Source organism: Polaribacter sp., assembly GCF_965660385.1.
Taxonomy (GTDB): Bacteria; Bacteroidota; Bacteroidia; order Flavobacteriales; family Flavobacteriaceae; genus Polaribacter.
Genome location: NZ_CBFHZT010000010.1, coordinates 41947 through 61691, shown reverse-complemented (window position 1 = coordinate 61691; position 19745 = coordinate 41947). Strand labels below are relative to the sequence as shown.

11 protein-coding genes are annotated in these 19745 nt (G+C 28.9%); 4 read left to right on the top strand and 7 right to left on the bottom strand.

What is annotated here, in order from left to right; all coding sequences use genetic code 11:
- Positions 1-680: 680 nt before the first annotated feature.
- Positions 681-4238: an SIR2 family protein gene (locus tag ACTG3V_RS04955; RefSeq protein WP_439131033.1), complete on the bottom strand. Its 3558-nt coding sequence runs from the start codon at positions 4236-4238 to the stop codon at positions 681-683.
- A gap of 614 nt (positions 4239-4852) precedes the next feature.
- Between ACTG3V_RS04955 and ACTG3V_RS04950 the strand changes: the two genes are divergently transcribed.
- Positions 4853-5077: a hypothetical protein gene (locus ACTG3V_RS04950; RefSeq protein WP_439131032.1), complete on the top strand. Its 225-nt coding sequence runs from the start codon at positions 4853-4855 to the stop codon at positions 5075-5077.
- A 339-nt stretch (positions 5078-5416) separates the two neighbouring features.
- Here the strand turns inward: ACTG3V_RS04950 and ACTG3V_RS04945 are convergent, their stop codons facing one another.
- The 3 genes from ACTG3V_RS04945 to ACTG3V_RS04935 all read right to left on the bottom strand — a co-directional run bounded on the left by ACTG3V_RS04945 (position 5417) and on the right by ACTG3V_RS04935 (position 8954).
- The gene (locus tag ACTG3V_RS04945; protein ID WP_439131031.1) at positions 5417-5593 is read right to left on the bottom strand and encodes an adenylosuccinate synthetase; all 177 of its coding nucleotides are present in this window, start codon (positions 5591-5593) and stop codon (positions 5417-5419) included.
- A 134-nt stretch (positions 5594-5727) separates the two neighbouring features.
- Entirely contained in the window at positions 5728-8265 is a 2538-nt protein-coding gene (locus ACTG3V_RS04940; RefSeq protein WP_439131030.1) for an ABC transporter permease, read from the bottom strand.
- Positions 8265-8954, bottom strand: a complete 690-nt coding sequence (locus tag ACTG3V_RS04935; protein ID WP_439131029.1) for an ABC transporter ATP-binding protein — start codon at positions 8952-8954, stop codon at positions 8265-8267. The genes ACTG3V_RS04940 and ACTG3V_RS04935 overlap by 1 nt, the downstream gene beginning before the upstream one ends.
- Positions 8955-8980: 26 nt before the next feature.
- Between ACTG3V_RS04935 and ACTG3V_RS04930 the strand changes: the two genes are divergently transcribed.
- The gene (locus tag ACTG3V_RS04930; RefSeq protein ID WP_439131028.1) at positions 8981-9721 is read left to right on the top strand and encodes an arylesterase; all 741 of its coding nucleotides are present in this window, start codon (positions 8981-8983) and stop codon (positions 9719-9721) included.
- Positions 9722-10006: 285 nt separating this feature from the next.
- On the top strand, positions 10007-12022 hold the full coding sequence (locus ACTG3V_RS04925) for a sensor histidine kinase (RefSeq protein ID WP_439131027.1): 2016 nt from the start codon (positions 10007-10009) through the stop codon (positions 12020-12022).
- Between the two features lie 164 nt (positions 12023-12186).
- Here ACTG3V_RS04925 and ACTG3V_RS04920 read toward each other — a convergent pair whose 3' ends face one another.
- The 3 genes from ACTG3V_RS04920 to ACTG3V_RS04910 are packed head-to-tail and all read right to left on the bottom strand — an operon-like array spanning position 12187 to position 16152.
- On the bottom strand, positions 12187-13677 hold the full coding sequence (locus tag ACTG3V_RS04920) for a transglycosylase SLT domain-containing protein (protein WP_439131026.1): 1491 nt from the start codon (positions 13675-13677) through the stop codon (positions 12187-12189).
- Between the two features lie 48 nt (positions 13678-13725).
- Positions 13726-14676 (bottom strand): alpha-E domain-containing protein, encoded by a 951-nt coding sequence (locus ACTG3V_RS04915; RefSeq protein WP_439131025.1) that lies wholly within the window; start codon positions 14674-14676, stop codon positions 13726-13728.
- Between the two features lie 9 nt (positions 14677-14685).
- Positions 14686-16152 carry a circularly permuted type 2 ATP-grasp protein gene (locus ACTG3V_RS04910; RefSeq protein ID WP_439131024.1) on the bottom strand — a complete coding sequence of 489 codons (1467 nt, stop codon included), beginning with the start codon at positions 16150-16152 and terminating at the stop codon, positions 14686-14688.
- Between the two features lie 236 nt (positions 16153-16388).
- Here ACTG3V_RS04910 and ACTG3V_RS04905 point away from each other — a divergent pair, with 236 nt between their 5' ends.
- Positions 16389-19739 (top strand): DUF2126 domain-containing protein, encoded by a 3351-nt coding sequence (locus tag ACTG3V_RS04905; RefSeq protein ID WP_439131023.1) that lies wholly within the window; start codon positions 16389-16391, stop codon positions 19737-19739.
- The last annotated feature ends 6 nt before the right edge of the window (positions 19740-19745 follow it).

The window sequence follows — 19745 nt, the reverse complement described above, 5'->3', positions numbered from 1 at the left end:
AATTGCCTCTTGCTTAAACGCTCGATTGTTTTTATTAATAATAATTATGCTACGCAGTAATTTTTTTAAACACAATTTTCCAACGCTTGCAGCCGCACAAAAGCTAATTTTTAGATTTCTTCAAAATTTCTAATATCAATTAAAATTGTGCTGTAATTTTTTTCCATTAACATTTTCGTCAGCTTTCCACAAGAGCATAAATTTTATAAAATCGAGTTTTTACGAGATTCACGAACTCCTTTTAAACCCTTTAGAATTAATAAAAATAGTGAGTAAAAATAAAATTCTATGCACTTGTTCTATTTGGTAGTTATAATCAACCTTTTTTTGATTAGTGCTATAATTATTATGTTAAATAGAAAATAAACATAGTTACTATTAATCTTTAATTATTTTCTTTTTTTCCTTGATGAAAAAAGAAATCGACTTTAGGAGATTCACGAACTCAAAAAAATAAAAACGTGTGAGCTAAACAAAAAAATCAAGACTCACATATAATTTTGGAAACAATCACGTTTCGTTACACTATATTTTAGGATAAATTAGAAGTTTTTAAGACAATTATTAGAAATGTTTTATAATTGGGAAAACTTAATAAAATGTATTGTTAGCTACCTAAAATATTACTTTCCTCTCTCCTATTGTTTTACCAAAATTATATTAGGTCGAGTTATAATTAATTATTTAAACTTTTTAAATTCGTTTTTTCTCTCAATAAAAAGCTGCTCAATGTATAAATCAAAAGTTCTTCTATCTATACTTTCGAATTCATTATATAAAAGTTCTTCATTATAAACTAAATCTTCATCTAATAACTTATTTAATTTATACTCTAAATACTTGTAACTATATTTTTTACATAAATTCAATCCAATCAATTGTTGTTCTTGAAATAATTGATTTTTGTTGTTAATTAATAAAAACGAACAATAATGGAATATAGCTTCCACATAGTAATATTTAATGTGTTTTAATTTGTTTAAAGAAGATTCAAAAAGACCTTGTTTTTTGTCATTATCATTCTCCATTAACGCCTCTATTAAGAATATCATTCCTTGAGTATATGGATTTGTAACGACAAAGACACTAGTATCAACTTTGAAGTCTGGTATTAATTTTAGTTTTAAATAATTTATTTGAATTAATTCTAATGTTTCTTTTTTATATAGACTAGAAATGTAAATATCTAATTCTTCAACATTCAGTTTATTATTTTCTAATAATATATCATATTCACCAAAAGTAAAATCCGTTTCATATTTAACTAAATCGTTAGAAATATTTATAAATCCTAATCTAAATAAATCATCTATTATAGTGATTTTTAATTCCCACCTATTGATTAATTCAGTAATGAAATTTTTACTCTCACCTTCACAAGTTAATAAATTAAATATTTTCACAAAAGATGATTTATCAACCTTATTATTGAAATTTAATTTTTGAATATCTTCATTAGTAAATATTTTTTTTAGATTATTAATGGCATAATCAAAATCTATACACCAATAAATAATTTGCAATTCAATTATCTTTAATAAATTCTTTTCTGAATTATTTTCATTAAACAATTTTTTAAAACTATCTTTTTGAATTTTCTCAAGAAATTCTTTATGTTGATTAATATTTCTAAAGAAAATAGATAATGAATTAACAAAATCTAATTTATCTAAATTCGTTTTATCAATATATTCCATAAAATCAATACACTTAAGATAGTTGTTTATGTTATCATCTTGTATTGGCAGGGATTCTGAAGTTTTTAATATTTTTTGTAAAAAATTAATAAAGAAATCGTTATACTCAAAACAAAGTGTGAAATAATTTTTTTTAATAGATTCTGATCTATTATTAAATTGATGAGTAGAAAATCTATTTACAATTGATTGAAGCTTTAAAAACCCACTACTACTCTCTAAAAGAGATTTATCATCTAATGATTTAATTTCTCTATCAGTTATCCTATTTTTAGAGTTTTTATTCTCTTTTGAGAATTTTTTTAAATTCTCAATGTGTATACCATCTGGAAAAAGTGAAAGCAATTCGAATGCAAATTTTTCGTTTGGATTTAATTGATCGTAAGAATATTTTATTGAATAGAATAGAGAATTTGATTTTTCTATATTGATGTCCTCAGGGTTCTCAAAGATTTTATCAATATTTTCATTGTTAAAAATATTCTCTTGCAATTCCTCTTTTAAAGTTTCTAGACTTTTTGACTTTGGTGTTCCTTTCGATATAATCTTTATTGCTAATGGGTTATTATTTAATAGTTCTTCAACAATATCAAATCTCAAAATTTTCTCATCTTCGGAGTTTAGTTTCCCTTTATAATAATTTTTAAACACTTCAATTCCTTCTTCAGTAGTTAAGTTTCTTAATTCGTATAACTCTTCAAAATCAAGATCAAGTATTTGTCTACTAGTTGTAATAACTATACAATAATCACAAATTTTAGATACTAAATCTAAAACTTTGCTTTTTTCATAAAGTTGTAATAAAGTCTCAAAGTTATCTAAAATAATTACTATATTTTTATTTCCATTAAAAGAAGATTGAAGTGATTCAATAATATTTATATTTGAATCAATGTTTAAACAATTAGATATTTGATAATGTAAATTCTCATATGTAGATATAGATTGACACGAAATATATTCAATTTGATTAAATAGGTTTCTTTTAGCTAACTCAAAAACTGTTTTAATTATTATAGTTGTTTTCCCTATTCCACCAGACCCTTTAATTGTTAAAAGTTTATCTTGAAACTCTAAATCAATAATTTTTCTTGCAATATTTTCTACATCTGTTTTTCTTCCAACAAAATGCGTTAATAATTTTTTGTCAATATATCTGGATGCTTTAGTTGAATTTCTAATAATATTAGGTTTCCCTTTGTTTAATTTAATTTTTGAAAAATTGATTTCACTTAAATTTCTCTCATTTTGAGTAATAAAATCAATTTTATTATTTGAAAGCTTATAAAGGATTAAATCAATTTTTCTTTTGATTTTAGATTGATTTTCTTCTTGAATAATTAGACAAGGTATATCAGTTTTAAAAGTATCTTCGATGAATGGTAAATCGTTTGTGAAAATTATTATTCCTAAAATACTTTTTGATACATTTTCTAATAATTCATCTATAGTAATTTGTCGTGATTTTAAATATTCATCTTCAATTATCAAACTTCCCTTGATTGTTTTAGTGAAAAATATTAGATATCCATTTTCACAATTTCTAATAGACTCTATGTTTGATGGATTTATTCTTAAATCTATATCATACTTATTAAATGCCCTTAAATAATAATCAATATTAACTTCATAATCTTTATCAATAGGACATGATGAAAGCATGTGGAATGTTGATGTTAGTTCATCTGCTGTATTAGTAACAATTTCTTCTTGAGTAACAATTTCTGATTCTTTCTCAATACTAACTTCTTCTATTAATTTTTTAATTACACCCTTTAATTGCGTATAATCCTTTAGAATAATCGGCTCTATATATGGAATTTCAAAATTGCTATTAGTTGTGAATAAATAATGACGTTTCATCATTCCTTCAGTTATTTTATATAAATGATCCATAATCTCTTTTACATATGGATCGTTCATACCAAAACCAACAAACATAATTGTCTTATTGAGTATGGAGTTTTTTAATTGTGTTGTAAATAAATCCTGCTGACTTGTTTTTTCTATATAAAATTTTTCATAATCCGATTGAAATAACACACAATTATCAGGATCATTAACATCCCCATGAATTTTAAAAATATATTCTTTCTTATCAGATAAATTTGAAATCCCATGCTTACTATAATTACTTACTACATGCACACCATCTCCTAATGCTTGTTCAAATGCATGATCATAATTTGTTGTTATAATTCTTGGGCAAAGATCAAATAATAATTTATGTAATTCTAAATCAGATTCCTCCTTTAACCTTAAATTATTCCCTAAATAATCTAATGCAAATTTTCGATAACCTTTTTTTTCTATTTGGGTAAGAACATCTATTGGGTTCATTCCTCCAGGTACCAGAATATCTTTAAACATTTTCAAGTCTTGATTTCCAGTTTCTTCGCTTATATAATCTATTATATTCTTAACTAAATTATCCCAACTTGGCATATTAAGTGTTAAGGAGGTTCCACTTCCTACGAATAAAACAATGTTATTTTTTATTATCGCTTTTTTAAGTGCACTTGGAATTATTATATTATTCATTGAAGTTATCTGGTTAATATTAAAAATTAATATTCTAGTCCTACATTTATTTTATTAATAATAAACTATCTCGCTTTAAATTTTTAATCAAGTTAAAATTTAAATATAGTGAAATTTATAAAAATTTATTTACGTTAAAGAATATAAATATTAATTAATAGTCATTCCATACACATTTCACTACTCTCCTATTGTCGTTTCGTAAAATTGGAATTCTTGAACCTCATAAATTCGGTTTCATTACATTTTTAAAGAATGATTTTAGAAGAAAAAAATAAAGAAGATAAGTTTTTTCTAAAGCTTTTTACCAAAGCAAAGTAATCCTCAATCAAGTTCAGAACAGGCGCCATAAAGAACATTAAAATGCATTTTAAATTATATTTTTTATAGCTGTTTTTCAAGCTATTTATAACAATTGTAGATATAAGAATTTTAGTTTCGTAAGCTACTAAAACATTTTTTAATTCAACAATAACATCCTCAAATTTCCAAAAGCATTAAAATTTTATTGGTTTGAGTCAAACTTAAAATTGATTTTGATTAATTTTAGAACAATAGAATAAAGCATGTTGTTAAATTGACAAGCTTAAAAAATCACACTAAAAATAAAGACAATGAAAGATCAAAAAAATGTACAAACTGAAAATAATACCGGAAAACCGCTAAAGAAAAGCAAAAATGAACCTGAAAGTGCGAAAAATAATTTAGACATTCCAGGTAGTAGAACAGCAAGACCCTTAACCAACGATAGACATTCTGAAACTATACATAAAAAAATTACCCAAAAAGAACCTATAGAAAATATAGAATTAGATACCAATCCAGGTAGCAAAAAGTAATATACCTGTTGTTTATTTTGAAATTAAAATATTCGAAAATGTCAGTTTGAGTGATTTTGAAGAACGAAAAATTATATCGAGAACTAATTTAGAAGCTAAAATCCCTGTCATATCAAGCTTAACGAGATTCTCGATACAAATTTCACTCATTTCAATCGTAAAATTCACTCGAATTGACAGAATTTCATAATATGTCAGTTCGAGTGATTTTGAGGAACGAAAAATCGTATCGAGAACTAATTTAGCAGCTAAAATTCTTATTCTCGATACAAATTTCACTCATTTCAATCGTAAAATTCACTCGAATTGACAGAATTTTATCAAAATGTATAGTTAGTATTATTTTTTGTTGTTGTTTTGCCTTTTTCTAACAAAATAGAAAATAATTACCAAAATAGGCAGTACAATAAAAACAATAACCTCAAAAGGGTCTGATAAATCTATTGGTTTATTATCATCTGGATTTGGCGTTCCTATAGGTAACTGCATTGCAATGATTTGGTATAAATTACGCATAGTTTATTGTTTTTAATTTCTGATTTACTGTAATTTACATAAATAATGAAGAATTGAAGAATAATGTGTAATCTTTTTGCAATTCATTGAACATCAAAATCATGAAAGCATTACTTAAAAAATAGAAATTAATTTTAAACCTCTTTACGCAACACAGCCAAAGGCGGACTTTTTAATACTGATTTTAAATTACTTAAACCAATAAAAACCACTAATAAAGTTATAGCTGGTAGAAATACTAAAAACGGAATTGCTGTGGGTATAAAAGCTTCTTTAAATAAAAAAGTGGCTAATAATTGACTCCCAATTAAGGATAATAAAATGCCTGTTAAACTCCCCAAAACACCTAAATACACGTATTCTAAAGCGGTTATTTGTAGAATTTGTTTGCTTTTTGCACCTAATGTACGTAACAATACACTTTCTTTTATTCGTTGATATTTGCTGTTTCTAACAGAACCAATCAACACTATAAAACCGGTAAGTATGCTAAAGAATGCCATAAAGTTAATAATCCAAGAAACTTTATCTAAAATATCTTCAATAATGGTAAACACTTGGCGTAAATCTAAAATAGTTACATTCGGAAAATTCTTTACTAAATCTCTTTGCAAGGCTGCTGATTGTTCTTCATTAGGTACAAAAGCAGTCATTACATTAAATTGTGGTGCATTTTCTAAAACACCCGTAGGAAAAAGTACTAAAAAATTTACTTGCATACTACCCCAATCTACTTTTCTGATGCTACTTACTCTGGTTTGTAACACCACACCTTGAATGTTAAACGCCAATTCATCATCGATTTTTAAATTGGCATCTCTGGCTATACTTTCTGAAATAGAAATAGGTATAGGTTGCGTATTTTCTGCTTTTCCAATCCACTCACCTTCTATAATTTCTTCAGTTTCAGCTAGGTTTTCTCTATAAGTTACTCTAAACTCACGATTTAGCATCCATTTACGCATTTTTACAGTGGTGTCTTTTCTGATTTCGTTGACAGATTTACCTCGAATACTATACATACGCATTGTAATGATGGGAATGTTATCAATTACCTCTAATTTTTTTTCTTTAAAACGATCTAAAAGCGCAGTTTCCTGTTTGCTTTGTACATCCATTAAAATGATATTTGCATCATTTTTGGTGTTTTCTAACGATGTTTTTGCCAATAAAATATCTTTGGTAAAATATAACGTACTAATTAAAAAAGTTCCTAAACCAATAGACAAAACCAACACCATAGTTTGATTATTTGGTCTAAATAAATTCAACAAACTTTGACGTTTGGTATAACTCCAAGAATTTGGATAATATTTTTTAATTAGTTTGATAAACAAGCTAGCAATCCCTGCCATTATTGCAAAGGTTACTAAAATACCAATGGTAAAAACAATACCACGAATAGCATCTTTTAACATCCAGAATGAAAACAAAAAGATAGCAACTAAAATAATTAAAGTAACAATTATCCTTGCTTTTTTGGGTTTTTGTAAATTGTTTTCACTACCTCTTAACACTTCTAAAGGCGATACATACCAAGTATTTAATAGTGGCAATAAGGCAAATAAAACAGCCATTAAAACCCCTAATACAATCCCCATACATATTGGTTGTACTGAAATAGATATGCTTACACTAAAAGGTAAAAAGTCTTGTAATAGATAGGGAAAAGCGAATTGTAAACCTGTACCAATTGCAGAGCCAATAAAACCTCCCATAAATCCAATTCCGATAATCTGAATTAAATAAATGAAAAAACTTTGCTTTCTAGAGGCTCCTAAACATTTAAGAATGGCAACATTATTTAATTTTTCTTTGATATAAATATGTACAGAACTCGCAATGCCAATACAACCTAACAAGAGTGCTATAAAAGCCACTAAATTTAAAAACCGACTTACATTTTCATAGCGTCTGCCCAAATTTCTACTGGTACTTTTATGGGTATCTAAATCTGCTTTTTCATTATCTAAAATTGGGTCTATTTTTTGATCTAATAAAGCTAAATCCATTGTTGGGGCTTTAAAGAAATATTGGTATTCTTTTCGGCTACCCAATTGTAACAGTTCTGTTTGCTCTAAAAAACGAAAAGGAATTAACACAGTTGGTGCCACAGATGATGAAATTGCTGTACTACCAGGAATTGATTTTAACGCACCAACAATAGGAAAGGTTACTTTACCTAATTTTATAGAATCTCCTGGACTAATTTCATATTGTAAAAGTAATGTAGCATCTACTAAAGCACCACCTTTTTTTTGATAATGAGCACCAGCATTTTCTGGAGTTGTGGTGATATTGCCATAAAAAGGAAAAGCACCTTCCATAGCTCTTACTTTTACCAATTTTGTGGCATCATTTTTTGGAAAAGCTGCCATAGATACAAAATTGACTTCAGAGGCATCTGCACCTAAAGAATCAATAATGGCTTGCACTTTTTTAGAAGGTTTTTCTCGACTATCAATAATAAAATCGGCTCCCATTAGCGATTTTGATTGCTTTTGAATGTTATCTTTTAAATTATCACTAAACATCTGAATAGAAACTACTGCTGCAATTCCTAAAATAATAGAAGCCATAAAAAGTAGCAATCTAGACAAGCTAGCTTTACCATCTCTCAAAGCCATTTTTATCAACCATTTTAAACCGGCTTTAGCATATTTTTTGCTCATTATTCTAAAACTGTTTTTTGGTTTGAGATGATTTTCCCTCCTTTTAATCGCAATATTTGTTGGGTTCTGTTGGCTAAATCTAAATCATGAGTAATAATTACAAGGGTTGTACCAGCTTCTTTGTTGAGTTCAAAAAGTAATTGAATTACCTTTTCACCAGTTTCCTCGTCTAGATTTCCTGTTGGTTCATCAGCAAATAAAATTGAGGGTTTGTTACAAAAAGCTCTTGCTAATGCCACTCTTTGCTGCTCACCTCCAGATAATTGTGATGGATAATGATGCAAACGATTGGCCAACCCTACTTTTTCTAACAATTCTTTTCCATATTTCCCTGCATTTTTATCACCTTGTAGCTCTAATGGCACAATTACATTTTCTAAAGCTGTTAAAGTAGGTAACAATTGAAAATTCTGAAAAATAAAACCGACTTCTTTATTGCGTAAAGCAGCACGTTCATCTTCATTTAAATCTTGTAAATTAGCTCCACACAATTCAATAGTTCCAGAGGTTGGGTAATCTAGTCCTGCACACAAGCCTAACAACGTAGTTTTTCCACTACCAGATGGGCCAACAATAGAAAAAACACTACCTTGTTCTACTTCAAAAGAAATATTGCTAATTACTGTCAATTTTTTAGAACCACTGGTGTAAGTTTTTTCTAAATCATTAATCTTTAATATCTTTGACATTATATTTTTAATTTTTTGCTTAAAACATGCTGATGCTGAAAAATAGACAATTGACAAAGAATAAGCACAATAGAACTAAAAAGATTTTCTTAAATTTTTGTTATTTTTCATTGGTGATTCTTTTAACTACTTGTAAAAATAAAACTACAAAGGCTGATGAAAATGAGAACGCCACTACAACCAAAACTGAAGTAAAAAAAGCACAAAATAGCGCTACAAAAAGAATTGTTTTTTTTGGGGATAGCTTAACTGCGGGTTATGGTTTAGAAGATGTAGAAGATGCTTATCCAGGTATTATTCAACAAAAAATTGATAGTTTAGGCTTGGCATATACTGTAGTAAACTCGGGTGTTAGCGGAGAAACTACAGCTGGTGGTAAAAATAGAATTGATTGGGTTTTAAACCAAAAACCAGGTATTTTTGTTTTAGAATTAGGTGCCAATGATGGTTTACGTGGAGTACCTTTAACTGAAACTAAAAATAACTTACAATTTATAATTGATGCTGTTCAAAAAAAATATCCTAATACTAAAATTGTATTAGCTGGTATGCAAATACCACCAAATATGGGGCAAGATTACACTACTGAATTTAAAAATATTTTTCCTGATTTGGCTCAAAAAAACAACATCGCTTTAATTCCTTTTTTACTAAAAGATGTTGGTGGTATCCCTGAATTAAACCAAGGAGATGGCATTCATCCTACTAAAAAAGGACACAAAATATTGGCAGATAATGTTTGGCAAATTTTAGAAACCTTATTATAAGCAAATCACTACTACCCTACCTTATTTCTTTCAATTCTTGTGCACAATGAGTAACCTGTACTAACTTTGAACATGTGTTTTGTGCGCGAAATTAAATCTCACCAATAGCTCTGTAAAATTATTAAATCATTAAATGAAGTGCTGTTTTTTTATGGAATATGAATATTACATCACTTTTTTTAAAAAAGTAACTGTTTAAAAAATGCATAGTTATTGCGTTTATTTTTGTCAATTTAACAATTTTAACTACTTTTAATATCTCAATGATGATCCCCTAACCAATAAATGACACTTTTAAAATTCATAACACGATTTATTTTATTTGTAGCAATTGTTCAATGTGTTTACTCAGTTGATAAACAAAAAAATGAAAATTATTCTACTTACTTTAATAATGATAAATTATTTCAAAAAAAAGGGATAAAATTAGATCAGAATTGGGAATTTTATTGGAATACTTTTATCAACCCCAAAGATTTTACAAATCAGAAGCCTTTAAATTTAGTTGAACTTGCGTCTTGGACTAATTATGTTGATAAGGATAATCAAAAATTACCTGCTTTTGGGTATGCTACCTATAAGAAAAGTTTTACAATACCTAAAGAAAGACCCAATACATCATTATACATACCAAGAATTATTGGCGCTTATAAAATATGGATAAATGGAAAGTTTATTTTAGAATCTGGTAACATTGGTACTACAAAAGAAACAACATTGCATAGAAGGTTTACTAAAATTATTCCTTTAAACTCTAATGACACCAATTTTGAAGTAGTAATACAAGTAGCCAACTTTTATAACAAAAATGCTGGAATTACAGAACCAATTCTTTTAGGAGTAACTGAATATCTTTTTCAAAAAAAATCTTTACAAATTATGGCAGATATGACTGCTGTTGGAAGTTTTTCTTTTGTTGGTTTACTTTTGTTAATTTTTTATGTATTGTATTGGAATAAAGATAAAGCTGTTCTGTATTTTTCTTTAATGTGTATTGCCTTGTCTTATCACACTTTAAATGATAGGTATGCTCCTTTTTCTCATTTATTTAAAGAAATTAGTTGGGTTTTTCTGGCTAAAACAGAGTATATAGCCTCATATATTGTAGGCTATAGTGCCAGTATGTTCTTTGTAATTGTATTAGAAGAATATGTGCATTATTGGTTTAAGAAATTTATACAATATAGTACTGTAATTTTAATTTTAGCTGCAATTATTTTGCCAGCTCCACATTTTACCTACTTAATACCTGTTTTCTTAGTTTTTATGATGTTAAATATTGCGTACATCATTTTTACAATAATTAAAGCTATTTTGGCCAAAAGTAAGGCCACTAAACTTTTGTTAATAGTTATGGCAATAGCCACTGCTGTTTTTTTAGCAAACATTATATTTTTTATAAAACAGCATGAAATAGCCTTAATTTATGTGAAATTTGGGTACATTTTTGTGTTTTTGTTGATTTCAATGCTACTGTTAAGGAGATTCTCAACTTCTTTTAAAGAACTTGAAAACGCTAATTTACTAGCATTAACTCAGAAAAAAGAAATTTCTATGAAATCGAAACAACTTACAGCTGTAAATTTACAACTAGAAGAAAACTTAAAACTTTTAGAAAATAACAACGAAGAGTTAGAAGATTTTAACCACATTGTTTCACATGATTTAAAAACACCTTTGGTATCTGTATATTCATTAGCTTCATTTATAGAAGAGGATTTAAAAGATACTTTAGATGATAATACGTCTAAGCATATCATAATGATGAAAGAGGTGATCTCTAAAATGGAATCTTCCATAAACGGACTTTTGGAATATTCTAAAGTGGCTAAGGGCAAGAAACATAAAGAATGGTTTAGTTGTAATGTTACTTTACAGAAGGTTTTTGACTTGATACAACACCAAAAGAAAAGCACTTTAATACTCCCTAAAAAAGACTTAAAAGTATATGCTAATAAATTAGAGTTTGAACATGTTTTTCAAAACTTAATGGGCAATTCTATAAAATATAATGATAAAGATGAGGCCATTATAACCATTAAGTTTCGTCTTAAAGAAGGCGAATATCTATTTTCTATAAGTGATAATGGTCCAGGAATAGACAAACAATATCATCAAAAAATATTTAAAATTTTCAGTCAGTTAGAAACCAATGCTAAAGATGTAAATAGTACAGGGATTGGCTTGGCTATCGTTAAAAAAATTGTGGCAAATAATGATGGAATTATTTCAGTATCATCTAAAAAAGGAAAAGGATTAACCATTCGTTTTTCATGGCAAAAAGGTGATGAAACCATGTAATTAGCCTTTAAAAATTTTTTAATTTTAATCTCAATAAACAGCCTGTCCTTGCCTAAAATCTACTTTAAACATTGATCATTGAACTAGTAATTTTTTGTTGAAAACGTAGTTGGTTTTTAATACCGTAAATAAATGGCTATTGAAATAAGATGCTCAATTACAATTTATTGTGTTGTTTCATTTTTTTGGTCATCATCTTCAATAAATTGCTTATAATGCTGAAATCTATCAAAAATTTGCTCTACATAAATAAAAGGCTCTGTACCTCTTACATAACCATATTTTATGATTTCCTTATTATAGTTTTTAGGAAATCGAAGTGCTAACAACATTTTATCAACATTATCTTCCCAGATTAAAGGATCTAGCTCATTTGCTGCTGCCAAACGTTGTGCATCTCTAACATGGCCATAACCACAATTAAATGAGGCTAATGTAAATTTAATTCGATTAATTTCATCAGGTACATCTGTAAAACGCTCATAAATCTGATTCAAATAGGTAGTTCCTCCTCGAATACTTTGTACAGGATCAGTTACATCTGTAATCCCTAATTCTTCAGCTGTTGGTGGCATTATTTGCATTAACCCCTTTGCGCCAGCCCAAGATTTTGCTTTCGGATCAAATTTAGATTCTTGATAAATTTGCGAGGCCAACAAACGCCAATCCCAACCTAATTTTTGGGTATATTCTTTAATCAAATCATCATATTCACTAATTTGGTTATTCGTTAAACTATAATAATCACTTTTAATTCTGCGTTTAAAAAACCGCTTATTTTTAAAGTATTTGTTATAAATAACAAAATAATCTAAATTTTTTCTTTCAGAGACAATCCATTCATTGATCACCTTCTTAAAATTCTTTGATTTTTTTCGAGTTACCCAAGCAATTCGCTGAGAAAATGAGATAGGGACATCGATTTTTAAAATAGGATTACTTGAAGCATTAATTTTGGCTAAATTTTCATCGGCAATGGTATATTTTACTTTACCATCTACTACCATATCAATAATTTCACCTGTAGACAGTTTGCTATCTAAAGTATCAATATAAATTTCACCTCCAATTTCGTTTGCTAAACTCACAATACGCTCCACGTACGAAGAGTTTTTACGAACAGAAACAGTATCGCCAATTAAATCTAGTGGGTCATCAATAACGTGTTTTTGGAGTGTACTCCAAGACATTTTTCTAAAATTATCTGGTTTTTTTTGTACCAAAACCTGTTTGGTTAAAAACAAATGCTCTGTAAAATCTACTTCCCATTTGCGCTGGTTGGTAATAGTCATGCCATGCGCAATTACATCTACATCTCCCCTATTTAATACTTCAAATTGCGTATCTAAATTATCAGAAACAACTATTTCTAATTTTAAATTTAAATGTTTGGCCAATCGTTGCAATAATTCATACTCAAAGCCCATGGGTTGCCCTTTGTATAAAAAGTAACTTGTACTGCTGTAGACTACTAAAGCTCTTAAAACTCCGTCTTTTTTTATTTCTTGATAATCTCTATCAGACGAATTGGCAACAATTTCATTTATTCCAGCGGTTTTTTGAATGATTTCTGGTTGCTTTTTCTCTTGGCATGCGCTTAAGAAAAAAAGAATTGTGAATAGGGTAAAAAGTATTTTCTTGTCATAAAATAACATACCCTTAAAATAAGAGAATTATTTGAAACAGTAAAATATTATGGAAGATTAATCTAAACTAAAGTAATCTTTGTGCATTTTTACACCAACTAAAGATAAATCTTCTACTAATTTTTCAATAAAACCTTTTAAATCACCTTGAACGTCTTCGATGGTTGTATATTGGTGTTGACATTTTAATTTACCAATTAAAAACGCAGCAGTATCTTTTTGTGGAATTTCATCTTTAGATAAAAACCCAATATAGTTTTGGATACAGTTCAAAGAATTCATAATAGAACGTGGGCAATATGGGTTTAAGATTAAGAAATCTAAAACATTATGACTTGAAGGAATTTTTCTGTAATATCTTCGCATCATATCATAAGTCTGAACACATTTTAGTAAGGTTGTCCATTCGAAACTTGTTGTTACAGATGCACCAGAATTTACATTTTCTACTAAGGCATCATTGTATTTAGAATTGATAATTCGAATTACTTGGTTGGCTCTTTCTATATAAATTCCTAGCATAATAATAGCATACACTTCATCATGCAAAAGTGTACCTCTTATTTTGGTTCTCAATGATGCAATATTAGCAGTAATCATTGTAGTGAAATCAAACAATCCGTTTTTTACAAACCGATCTTTATCATAGATTTTTACAGCTCTATTTAAAGTATTTATAGATTCATATAATTCAGTTGAAATTAAATCTCTTGCTCCATTTGCATTTTGTTGTGCATTTTGAATAGAAGATAAAATAGAAAATTGTTTCTCTGGATTTAAACCAATATCATAGAGTACTTTTTTTTCATCCAGTTCTTTCACTTCTATTAATTCTTCTTCATCAGCTACAAATAACATAGAACGCAATACAAATTGTCTGGACTGTGACAATTCTGTAGGTGCATCTAATGATGAAAAATAATTGACATTCATATATCTTGCGATATGTTCTGAGCGCTCTAAATAACGCCCCATCCAAAATAAATTATTGGCTACTCTTGCTAACATAAAACTGTTTTATTTTTTTAATACCCAAGTATCTTTAGATCCTCCACCCTGTGAAGAATTCACTACTAAATTTCCTCTTTTTAATGCAACTCTTGTTAAACCTCCTTTTAACACAAAATCTTTATCTCTACCTAGTAAAGTAAAAGTTCTTAAATCTACATGCCTTGGTTCAAAAGATTGTTCTTCTTCTATATATGTGGCATGTGTAGAAAGCGACATAATAGGTTGTGCAATATATTTTCTTGGATCTTCTTTAACTGTGGCTTTTACTTTTTCTATTTCTTCTTTGGTTAATTTGTTTCCAATAGAAATGCCATATCCACCAGATTCATCAACTGGTTTAATTACTAATTTATCTACGTTTTCTAAAACGTATTTCAATTCATCTGGTCTGCTACAATGGTAGGTATAAACATTATTCAAAATAGGCTCTTCATCTAAATAATATTTAATAATTTGTGGCATATAGGTGTAAATAGCTTTATCATCTGCAACCCCTGTTCCTGGTGCATTTACCAAACAAACTTTCCCTTTCATATAACTTTTAAACAAACCTGGAACACCTAACAAAGAATCTTTTTTAAATTCTAATGGATCAATAAATAAATCATCTACACGTCTATAAATTACATCAACCCTAACCAAACCTCTAATGGTTTTCATGTAAACAAAGTCATTTTCTATAAATAAATCACGACCTTCTACCAACTCTACACCCATTTGTTTTGCTAAGAACGAATGTTCATAATAAGCAGAATTATAAACCCCAGGAGTTAAAACAACACATTTAGGAATATCTACCCCTTTTGGTTTTACGGACTCTATAATTTCTAATAAATTTTGACCATAATCTGATACATTATAAGATTGATAATGATTAAAAACCCCAAACAATGTTCTTTTTAAAGCATCCCTATTTCCTACAACATAACTTACTCCAGAAGGACATCTAATATTGTCTTCTAAAACATAATATTCACCATCTGAATGTTTAATTAAATCTGTTCCAGAAACATGGTTGTAAATACCTCCAGGAGGATTAAAACCTTGCATTTGCTTTAAGTAGTTTACAGAAGAATTAATCAATTCTATAGGCACAATACCATCTTTAATTATTTTTTGATCGTGATATAAATCCCATAAAAACTCATTTAAAGCCTTGCTTCGTTGTAAAGCTCCTTTTTCAATTTTACACCATTCTTTGTGTCCTATAATTCTTGGAAATAAATCAAAAGGAAATATTTTTTCTTTTGTTTCTTTATCTCCATACACCTGAAAAGTTATTCCTTGATTAAAAAAAGCATCTTTGGCTTTATCATTTAAATTTACAAAATCATCAACGGAATATTCATTAAATAAATTAAATAAAGTTTCATACACTTTTCTAACTTCGTTATTTTCCGTAAAAATCTCATCGTAAAACCTTGAATCAAATTCATAAGAAGAAAAGATAGGTAAATTGGTAGGTGCTTTCAAATTAAATACTTTTTATGTAAATTTAATAAATTAATATTTAACAAACATACGTGATTTACTCAAATAATTAAATTATTTTAGCTAAAATTAAGAAAACCATGATTTTTATTCATTAAATAATCTTTTTCATTAAATATACAATAATTACTGAAATATGAGAATTATTTTGTAATATTTGTATTGGTTTTAGTAATTTCACAAATAATACACAACAATAAAACATTAAAGAGTCGTTTATGGCATTAAAAATTGTAATTTCTCATAAAACAAAATACAAATACGATCGCTCAGTAAAGCTTTCTCCACATATCTTTAGGTTAAGGCCTGCACCACACTCAAGAACCCCAATAGAATCTTACTCTTTAAAAATTAAACCAGAAAACCACTTTTTTAATTGGCAGCAAGATCCTTTTGGTAATTATTTGGCAAGAGTTGTTTTTCCTGATAAAACAGAAGAACTTTCTATTGATGTAGAGATAATTGCAGATTTAAAAACCATAAATCCCTTTGATTTTTTTGTGGAAGAATCTGCAGAAGAATTTCCTTTTGAATATAATGAAACGATTAAAAAAGAGCTTTTACCGTATTTAGAAGTAACTGAAAAAGGGCCTTTATTACAAAATTTTATAGCGTCTATTGATATGACGCCTCGTAAAACCATTTATTTTTTAATTGATATCAACAGAAAAATTTACGAATATCTAAATTACAATATTCGTATGGAACCTGGTGTACAAACCTGTGAAGAAACCTTAGGCCAACAAAATGGTTCTTGTAGAGATTATGCATGGTTATTTGTGCAAACTTTACGTCATTTAGGGTTTGGTGCACGTTTTGTTTCGGGTTATTTGGTACAATTAAAGTCTGATGAACAATCTTTAGACGGGCCTTCTGGACCTGCAGAAGATTTTACAGATTTACATGCATGGGCAGAAGTATATTTACCTGGTGCTGGTTGGATTGGTTTTGATGCAACTTCTGGTTTGTTAGCTGGTGAAGGGCATATTCCTTTAGCTTGTACTCCTTCTTTTGAAAGTGCTGCTCCTGTTTTTGGCTTGTCTGATGTTTGTGAAACTACCTTCGAATTCGAAAATTCTGTAAAAAGGATTTTTGAATCACCTAGAGTTACAAAACCGTATACTGAAGATCAATGGAAGGCTATTGATAAATTAGGGAAAAAGGTTGAAAAAGAATTGCAAAAAAACGATGTTCGCTTAACTATGGGTGGTGAACCTACGTTTGTTTCTATTGATGATATGGAAAGCGAACAATGGAACACAGCTGCAGATGGTGAGCATAAACGTGCTTTAGCCAAAGATTTATCCAAACGTTTTCTCGATAAATTTACACAAGGTGGATTTTTACATCATGCACAAGGAAAATGGTATCCAGGAGAACCATTACCAAGATGGTCTATTGAATTATGTTGGCGAAAAGATGGCAGAAAAATATGGTTCAACCCAGATTTATTAGCGGCAATTGCATCAGAAACTGAACTGCCACAAAACGCAGATATTATATTTTTAGAAAAACTAACACAATATTTAGGTGTAACTCCAAATCATATTAAACCAACCTTTGAAGATGCATTTTTATTGATGTATGAGCAAGGTAACATGCCTGTTGATTATAATCCTGAAGATGACAAAGATGCGACTTTAGCAACCCAAAAAATTAATGAAATTTTAGAAAATGGTACTTCAAAACCTGTTGGTTATGTATTACCATTAAATAAAACCGAAGGTAAATGGTTTAGTAGCGAATGGACATTTAGGAGAAATCATATGTATTTAACTCCAGGAAATTCTCCTCTTGGATTGCGTTTGCCTTTAAATTCTTTGCAACAAAAACCAGAACACGAACTGTTTCCTATTTACGAGCCAGATTTATTTTCTAAAAAGAAGCGTTTGCCAAGTTTTAGACAACTAGTTTCTAAACGTCATCAAAACTTTTTAGAAAATGGGATTCCGCAAAATATGCCAAATTATTTTGTAAGAACTGCATTGTGTTCAGAAGTTAGAGATGGTAAATTGCATTTATTTTTACCACCTTTAGAAGAAGCTGCTCATTATTTAGATTTATTAGCTTCAATAGAAGCAACCGCAAGAGAATTAGAAATCCCTGTGGTTTTAGAAGGTTATGGACCACCTCATGACAATCGTTTAGAATCGATGAAAATTACGCCAGATCCAGGTGTGATTGAAGTAAATGTGCATCCTTCTCATAGTTGGTCAGATTTAAAAGATACAACTTTTACCATTTATGAAGAAGCTAAAAAATCAAGACTAGGCACAGAAAAGTTCATGTTAGATGGTAAACACACAGGAACTGGTGGTGGAAATCACGTAACCTTAGGTGGTGTTTCTCCAAAAGATAGTCCATTGTTGCGTAAACCAAGTTTGCTACGAAGTTTATTAACGTTTTGGCAACATCACCCAGGATTATCATATTTATTTTCTGGTTCTTTTATTGGCCCTACAAGTCAGGCTCCAAGAGTTGATGAAGCGAGACATGATAGTTTATACGAATTAGAAATTGCATTTAGTCAAATTCCAAAAGATGGTGAAGTCCCTTTTTGGTTAACAGACCGATTATTCCGTCATTTATTAACTGATTTAACAGGAAATACGCACAGAGCTGAATTTTGTATTGATAAATTATATTCTCCAGATTCTTCTTCTGGAAGATTGGGTATTTTAGAATTAAGAGGTTTTGATATGCCACCACATGCACAAATGAGTTTGATGCAAAACTTATTGGTAAGAACCTTAGTTTCTTGGTTTTGGAAAAAACCTTACGAACATGATTTGGTAAGATGGGGAACAGAATTACACGATAAATTTTTAATAGAACATTTTGTAAGAGAAGACATTAAAGATATTGTAAATCAACTAAATAAAGCTGGTTATAAATTTAAAGAAGATTGGTTTGATCCATTTTTTGAATTCCGTTTTCCATTATATGGCATGGTGGATATCAACAATATTCATTTAGAATTACGAGCAGGAATTGAACCTTGGAATGTTTTAGGTGAAGAAATGGCTGGTGGTGGAACTGCAAGATATGTAGATTCATCCTTAGAAAGATTACAAGTAAAAGTCTCTAATTTTACAGATGAAAGATATACATTAACTTGTAATGGTGTAAAAGTGCAATTGAAAAGCTCTGGAGTTCATGGAGAATATGTAGCAGGAATTCGTTACAAAGCTTGGAACCCCTACTCTGCTTTACATCCAACAATTGGTGTAGATACGCCTTTGGTTTTTGATATTGTAGATACTTGGAACAAACGCTCTATTGGTGGTTGTACTTATTTTGTAGCACATCCTGGAGGTAGATCTTACGAAACATATCCTGTAAATAGTTTTGAAGCAGAGTCTCGTAGAATCAATAGATTCTGGGACTTCGGACATACACAAGGAGAAATATCAACCAAAAAAGAAAAGAAGAAAGAACGTAGTTTAGACAACAAAAATGATATTGGAAGATCTGTGGCAAAACAAGGAAGTTCAAAAAAATTCAGTTTTAAAGAGATTCCTGTGAACCCAGAATATCCAAATACCTTAGATTTGCGTCTCAAAAAATAAAACAGA

Coding starts and splice junctions, on each gene's coding strand:
- ACTG3V_RS04935 (WP_439131029.1), bottom strand. CDS start 8,954: ATGTCAAAGATATTAAAGATTAATGATTTAGAAAAAACTTACACCAGT.
- ACTG3V_RS04915 (WP_439131025.1), bottom strand. CDS start 14,676: ATGTTAGCAAGAGTAGCCAATAATTTATTTTGGATGGGGCGTTATTTA.
- ACTG3V_RS04920 (WP_439131026.1), bottom strand. CDS start 13,677: ATGTTATTTTATGACAAGAAAATACTTTTTACCCTATTCACAATTCTT.
- ACTG3V_RS04945 (WP_439131031.1), bottom strand. CDS start 5,593: ATGCGTAATTTATACCAAATCATTGCAATGCAGTTACCTATAGGAACG.
- ACTG3V_RS04925 (WP_439131027.1), top strand. CDS start 10,007: ATGACACTTTTAAAATTCATAACACGATTTATTTTATTTGTAGCAATT.
- ACTG3V_RS04950 (WP_439131032.1), top strand. CDS start 4,853: ATGAAAGATCAAAAAAATGTACAAACTGAAAATAATACCGGAAAACCG.
- ACTG3V_RS04905 (WP_439131023.1), top strand. CDS start 16,389: ATGGCATTAAAAATTGTAATTTCTCATAAAACAAAATACAAATACGAT.
- ACTG3V_RS04955 (WP_439131033.1), bottom strand. CDS start 4,238: ATGAATAATATAATAATTCCAAGTGCACTTAAAAAAGCGATAATAAAA.
- ACTG3V_RS04930 (WP_439131028.1), top strand. CDS start 8,981: ATGCTGATGCTGAAAAATAGACAATTGACAAAGAATAAGCACAATAGA.
- ACTG3V_RS04940 (WP_439131030.1), bottom strand. CDS start 8,265: ATGAGCAAAAAATATGCTAAAGCCGGTTTAAAATGGTTGATAAAAATG.